The organism is Alteribacillus iranensis, from assembly GCF_900113025.1.
Lineage (GTDB): Bacteria > Bacillota > Bacilli > Bacillales > Marinococcaceae > Alteribacillus_A > Alteribacillus_A iranensis.
The window spans coordinates 212,553-219,133 of record NZ_FONT01000006.1; the positions used below are offsets into that span (position 1 = coordinate 212,553).

A 6,581-nucleotide genomic window follows, 5' to 3' on the forward strand; every position below is an offset into this window, starting at 1 on the left:
TAGATAGTCGTAGAAGTTACTTCGTCTCGAAAATATAAGATAATGCTTGTAAGGCTTGGTCCATCGATTCTACAGTGAGCTGTGACTTATTTGCTATTTCTTTGACGGGGTGATGAAGCTCTTCCGGGCGAATAACAATTAATGGTTTCCCAAGGGCAGCAGCAGCTCCGGCGTCCATAGCCGTATTCCATTGTTTATATTTTTCACCAAATAAAGCGATGACAACGTCCGCTTTCTGCATAAGTATTTGAGTGCGAAGGTTATTCAGGCTGCTGGCTGCTTCATCTTTAAATATATTGTCTGGTTGTTCTCCTAATATTTCTTCACCAATGTTATCCGAACGCTCATGATTCTCCATCGGCCCCAAAAAATGTAAAGGAAGTCCCATTTTCTCAGATTTTGCACGTAATTCTTCACGCCAATCGTCGTGAATTTGACCAGCTAAATATACGTTAAGTTCCATGTTATTTCCTCCTTTTTATTAGATGTGTTGCAACGCGTTCTATTATAATCTTAATATGCTTGCTATTTAGAAAGCAAACAGGTTATGATATGATCGTGAAAAAGATCACAAGAAAGATATGGGGGAAGAAGAATGCGTTCCTTTTTTTTGCGTAAGGGTGTAAACTTATCTGTAAAGACATATACAGTGACGGCTTTAAGCTATATGGCGTTGGGGTTGTTTTCCTCTTTAATTATCGGTTTAATTATTAAGACAATTGGAGAACAGCTGCAATGGCCATTTTTTATCGACATGGGGCAGCTCGCCATGGATCTCATGGGTCCAGCTATAGGTGTTTCTATTGCTGTAGGCTTACAAGCGCCTCCGCTTATCGTATTTTCAGCTGTAATTACTGGTGCAGCCGGAGCGATGTTAGGGGGACCGGCTGGTGCTTTTATTGCTTCTCTCCTATCCGTAGAGATTGGAAAGTTAGTGTCAAAAGAAACCAAACTTGATATTATTGTTACACCTTTTGTAACCATATTGGTTGGTTTTACAGTAGCTCATTTTATTGGACCCTTTATTCATGCAGGGTTGACTGGATTTGGAGAGCTAATTATGTGGGCAACTGAGTTAAGACCTTTCATAATGGGTATTATTGTAGCAATTTTGATGGGATTAGCATTAACAGCTCCCATTTCAAGTGCGGCCATTGCTATTATGCTTGATTTGGAAGGGATAGCAGCGGGAGCAGCTACTGTTGGTTGTGCAGCACAGATGGTTGGTTTTGCAGTTAGCAGTTATAGAGAAAATGGGGTTGGCGGATTAGCTGCTCTTGGTATCGGGACGTCAATGCTTCAAGTCCCTAATATATTAAAAAAGCCACATATTCTCATCCCGCCTACCGTAGCTGGAGCCGTGTTTGCTCCTTTATCCACTATGGTATTCATGATGGAAAATAATGCAGCTGGCGCCGGCATGGGAACGAGCGGACTAGTAGGCCAAATTATGACGTTTACAGTGATGGGCTTTTCGTCACAAGTATTATGGGGAGTACTCTTATTGCAAATTATTGGTCCAGCTGTCGTTAGTCTGTTATTATCGGAATGGATGAGAAAGAAAGATTGGATTACATTCGGAGATATGAAAATTGATCAAGGTTAGGTGGAAACCAATGATAGAATTAAATAACAAAGTTGATTTTAAAGAAGCAAAAGAAAACAAAAGAGTAGTTGTTATGTTTTCAGCCGATTGGTGTCCTGATTGTCGCATCCTCGATCCAGCTATTCCGAACCTCGTAGAAAACAACCAGGATTTTACTTTCTATCATGCAGATCGAGATGCTCTATTAGATGTATGTCAAGAATATGGAGTGTTTGGCATTCCAAGCTTTATTACGTTCCACCGGGGAGAAGAAGTATCACGATTCGTAAGCAAAGATAGAAAAACACCAGAAGATGTTCAATCTTATCTGAATGAAACAAGAGAGAAGATAGATCATTAACAAAGGGAGCACTCGCGGAATTGGCGAGTGTTTCATTGTTTTATATTATGCAGGAGACACTGGTTAAGGTTGTGTTATTTTGACGTGCATAGCATTGATGGTACACTGTAACGAGGAGGCGATGGCATGGATACTAATAAATTCAGAAAAGAATTAGAACAACGCCTTCGAGGTCCAAACCGATCTTTTTCTTTCGACGAGGAAAAAGCGATCATGAGAGTGGAACATATCGCCTTGAAAAAAGGGATGGATCTCGACATTAATAAATTATTAGCTAAAAACACAGAGAACAAGGAAAAAGCACTAGAAGAGGCCGCTCGAATTATTCAATCTTCTTTTGAAGTTATGGAAAAAGAAGTCAAGATAACCGGAAAAGAGAAGTATATTTTTCCTGTTGTCCGTTCCACTTCCTTTCCAACAAAAACAAAAGATGGAAAAGAACTTTTATTCTCTGAACATACGGCAGAGACACGTATATATTACGCTTTGGATTTAGGAGAAGCGTATACGATGCTAGAACGAGAAACAGTAGAGAAGGAAGGGTATACAGCTGAGCAAATTTCAGAGGCTGCCCTGTTTAATATACGTGCTATGGATGTGTCTTATAAATCGGACGAAGTTGCCGGAAATACTTTTTATTTTGTAAACACAAATGACGGGTATGATGCCAGCCGAATACTCAATGAAAAATTTATTGAAATGATGGCAGGCAAAATAAAAGGGGAAATGGCGATATCTGTTCCGCATCAAGATGTATTAATAATAGCGGACATTCGTAACAAAACAGGTTACGATATATTAGGACAAATGACGTTTCGTTTTTATTCTGATGGCCGGGTTCCTATTACTGCGCTGCCATTTTTATACGAGAATAATAAACTCGAACCCATTTTTATATTAGCCCGTAAGAAACCGGAAAAATAGAGAACTATATTATGATACAATAGGATAGGAAATTTTGGATAAAAAGGGAGAAGAAGTAAAAAATGAATGCATTCTATAACGATCTTGGAATCGGAGACGTTTTACTCATTTCTTTAAAAGAGATAGAAAAAGAAAAAAGAGTCGTTGAACGGAAGGGAGATGTGGCTCGCCTCTATCACAAAGACAGCGGTGAAACAGCGGGGTATCATATATTCCAGGCTACCCGCTATGGCACAGTAGAGGGCAGAGGAATGCTTCCAATCACTAACGAACTTAAAGAGCTTCTTCAAAAGGCACTAGAAGAAAATGGCTTTCAAGAGCAAATTCAATTTCCGACACAACCTGCATTCGTAGTGGGCTTCGTAAAAGATAAAAAGAAACATCCAGATGCTGATAAATTAAGTGTATGTCAAGTAGATACTGGAGAAGAAACGTTACAAATCGTATGCGGAGCTCCTAACGTAGATAAAGGTCAAAAAGTCCCGGTTGCATTGACTGGAGCAGTTATGCCAACAGGAATGAAGATAAAGAAATCGAAGCTTCGAGGTGTTCCCTCCAATGGAATGATTTGTTCAGCAAAAGAGCTTGCTATCGCTGATGCTCCCCAAGAGAAAGGGATCCTAGTCCTAGAAGATAAATATGAAGTAGGAATAGACTTTTTACTGCAGAAGCAAAGGTTAGCACATTAACTGTGAGATGAGAAAAACGTCTGATTTCAAAAAAACCACTGGCAAAGGCTAGTGGTTTTTTTCTGCCTCCGCTACAATAGAATCTAGAAGAACATGGAAGATAAAATTGTAAGGAGATGGTAATGTGGCCGGTTCCTTTAAACATATAATAAAACGTTTACAGAATTATTTATTTGGAGAAGAAACCGAAGTATCCAGCCCACGAAGGGAAGAAAACCATGCAGCTAATCGTTCTAGTGGGACTGGACGGGAGAAAGGCCCAAGAGTGGCTTGTGGAGAAGCTTCTGGAGTAAAAATGGTTCACCATTATCCTAGACAAGGAGTGGAGAGTGCTAGAGGGAATCGCTTGACTGACATAAGAGAACAACGAGCTATGAGAAAGAAAAAAGAGAGGAGTGTAGAAGTTTCAGAATCGTTGCCTACAAGCGAGAAAAGAGAAGAAGCTCCTCAGAAACAAGTGAATCAAACAAGAGAAAAAGAGAGGAACAATACTGTTAAAGAGGAGTTTGCTCAGAAACGATCGTTTTTCCAGGGCAATAATTTTGAAGCTGGGAGTATACCTTCTCCTGTTTTTGGATATCAAAAATACTCCCTCCATCCGGATGCCTACCGAAAAACAACGGAAATGATACTAAGAGATCCGGAAATTGAATCTAAACAACCTCTCCAAGAAGAATCGCTTAGAGAGCCAAAGCATGACGATGCATCAACTCATGATCTGGTGAAACCTGCAGAACAAAAAGAACAGAATATAATAAACAGCTTAGAGTTAGATAGCGGGAATGATTACGGGGGAGACCACGCGGAGGAAAAGGAAATAGTTGAAGAGGAAAACATACAGTCAGAAACATATAAAGAAGAGAGCAAGGTGAGCGCAGAGTCTGAAGAAGAGAACCACCTAAGTCGCAGTGAGCGAAGAAGACAACAAGCATTAGAGAGAAAAAAAGAAAAGAAAACGGACAATGATAAGACCACTGCAGTACCTTTCAATGTATTGATGTACCCTAATCAAGGAAAGAAAACAAAAAAAAATGATCCTGTGTACAGAAGTACAAATGGTACGTATCAATTTCCAGGTCTGTCCTTATTAAATATTCCGCCACGTGTAGATGATGAAGACAGCGTTGATCTGCAAAATCAAAAGGAACAGTTAGAAGCGACGCTCCACAATTTTAATGTGAAAGCAAAAGTTATTAACGTAACGAAAGGACCAGCCGTTACAAGGTTTGAAGTACAACCGGAGGCAGGAGTAAAGGTAAATAAGATAACAAACCTAACGGATGACATTAAGCTTGCACTTGCAGCAAAAGACTTAAGAATGGAAGCTCCTATCCCGGGTAAGAGTGCGATAGGTATTGAAGTCCCGAATCAATCAAGCAAACCAGTATTTCTCAGAGAAATACTAAGAAGGGATGTATTTACAAGGAGTACGTCTCCGTTAACTGTGGCGATGGGGCTTGATATCTCAGGGAACCCTGTAGTTTCTGATTTGCAGAAAATGCCACATGGTTTAATAGCGGGCGCCACGGGGTCGGGAAAGAGCGTGTGTATTAATTCGATCTTATTAAGCCTTCTCTACAAAGCGAGACCTGATGAATTGAAGTTAATGTTAATAGATCCTAAAATGGTTGAACTTGCATCATATAAGGACGTCCCTCATCTTGTCACTCCAGTCATTAATGACGCAAAACAGGCCACGGCTGGATTGAAATGGGCTGTGGAGGAAATGGAAGAACGGTACGAGAAATTAGCCCATGAAGGGGTAAGAGACATAAAAAAATACAATGAGCGCATGGAACAACAGCAAAATCACGCTCAAAAGATGCCCTATATTGTGATCGTAATTGATGAGCTTGCAGATTTAATGATGGTAGCTCCCCAAGACGTTGAAGATGCGGTCTGTCGTATCGCCCAAAAAGCTCGAGCCTGCGGAATTCATTTATTGTTAGCGACCCAGCGGCCGTCTGTAGATGTTATAACAGGATTGATCAAAGCAAATATTCCAAGCAGGACAGCATTTGCGGTCTCCTCACAGGCAGATTCACGTACCATTCTTGACATAGGAGGAGCAGAGCGGTTAATTGGTAAAGGGGATATGTTATTTTATGAAAACGGGTCGGCTAAGCCCATACGAGTGCAGGGAACTTTTGTTTCAGACGAAGAAATTGAAGTGGTAACGGATTACACAAAGTCTCAACAAAAGCCATCTTATTTGTTTGATCAAGAAGAATTGAAGAAAAAAGCAGATCATCAAGATAATGTTGATGAACTTTTTGAAGAGGCTTGTCAATTCGTAGCGGACCAAGGAAGCGCGTCTTCTTCTTTACTTCAAAGAAGGTTTTCCATTGGATACAATAGAGCTGCTAAACTTATTGATGCGATGGAACAACGCGGGATTATATCAGAAGCAATGGGAAGCAAACCACGTCGTGTATTGATGACTTCGCGGGAGATTGAAGAAAATATCACTATATGAGCCGCTCTCCTTGTCATTGTGGAGAATTTTATATATGATGAAATAGTACACAGATCTATAGAACCAAGACCAGCCTTTTGACAACCAATTTAACTTCTATGGCAACGCAGCAATTATCGCAGTATAGGCTGAATTTTTTACGTAAGTAGACTTCTTAAATAGAAAAGGAGGAGCTCTTATGGAACAGATTCAGCTCGATGTATTGGTAGAATTTATGCATCCATCATTTTTAGAGTTGTTGAAAGAAGAAGAAAAGCATGTCCCAATCGTGCTGCAAGATGGTTTGCGTGACGTGAGTAAAACAGATGTACAAGAAATTGTCGAGGCTGTTATCATGGAACGCGGTAAAGATTTTGTGTGTCATTAAAAATGATAGGAACATGAGGAAAACTGTCTCCGAAAAGGTGGGCGCCAGACTTCGCACTGGTCATGCCTTGTTAGGGACAGTTTCTTTTATCTTTTTAGGCGAGAAGACTTCCACTTCCTACGAAGTGTAAAGTGGGAGATGAATCGCCTGTAAGTGGCACACTTTCCATTGTGCCTCAT

Annotated in this window: 7 protein-coding genes; 6 read left to right on the forward strand and 1 reads right to left on the reverse strand. The window is 40.3% G+C overall.

Annotated features, from left to right (window positions below; all coding sequences use genetic code 11):
* Positions 1-16: 16 nt before the first annotated feature.
* On the reverse strand, positions 17-463 hold the full coding sequence (locus BM095_RS13840; protein ID WP_091663035.1) for a YtoQ family protein: 447 nt from the start codon (positions 461-463) through the stop codon (positions 17-19).
* A 132-nt stretch (positions 464-595) separates the two neighbouring features.
* On the opposite strand from BM095_RS13840, the gene BM095_RS13845 reads away from it, so the two are divergent.
* The 6 genes from BM095_RS13845 (at position 596) to BM095_RS13870 (ending at position 6,402) form a co-directional block, all read left to right on the forward strand.
* Positions 596-1,606, forward strand: coding sequence for a PTS transporter subunit IIC (locus BM095_RS13845; RefSeq protein ID WP_091663037.1), 1,011 nt, complete (start codon positions 596-598; stop codon positions 1,604-1,606).
* 10 nt (positions 1,607-1,616) lie between these two features.
* Complete coding sequence (locus BM095_RS13850; protein ID WP_091663040.1) at positions 1,617-1,946, forward strand: thioredoxin family protein; 330 nt, start codon at positions 1,617-1,619, stop codon at positions 1,944-1,946.
* 126 nt (positions 1,947-2,072) lie between these two features.
* Positions 2,073-2,870, forward strand: coding sequence for a DUF1444 family protein (locus tag BM095_RS13855; protein WP_091663042.1), 798 nt, complete (start codon positions 2,073-2,075; stop codon positions 2,868-2,870).
* 62 nt (positions 2,871-2,932) lie between these two features.
* A complete protein-coding gene (ytpR, locus tag BM095_RS13860; protein ID WP_091663045.1) occupies positions 2,933-3,559 on the forward strand; it encodes a YtpR family tRNA-binding protein in 627 nt (208 codons plus the stop codon).
* 124 nt (positions 3,560-3,683) lie between these two features.
* Positions 3,684-6,035 carry a DNA translocase FtsK gene (locus tag BM095_RS13865; RefSeq protein ID WP_245757914.1) on the forward strand — a complete coding sequence of 784 codons (2,352 nt, stop codon included), beginning with the start codon at positions 3,684-3,686 and terminating at the stop codon, positions 6,033-6,035.
* A 178-nt stretch (positions 6,036-6,213) separates the two neighbouring features.
* A complete protein-coding gene (locus BM095_RS13870) occupies positions 6,214-6,402 on the forward strand; it encodes a hypothetical protein (RefSeq protein ID WP_091663047.1) in 189 nt (62 codons plus the stop codon).
* Positions 6,403-6,581 lie beyond the last annotated feature (179 nt).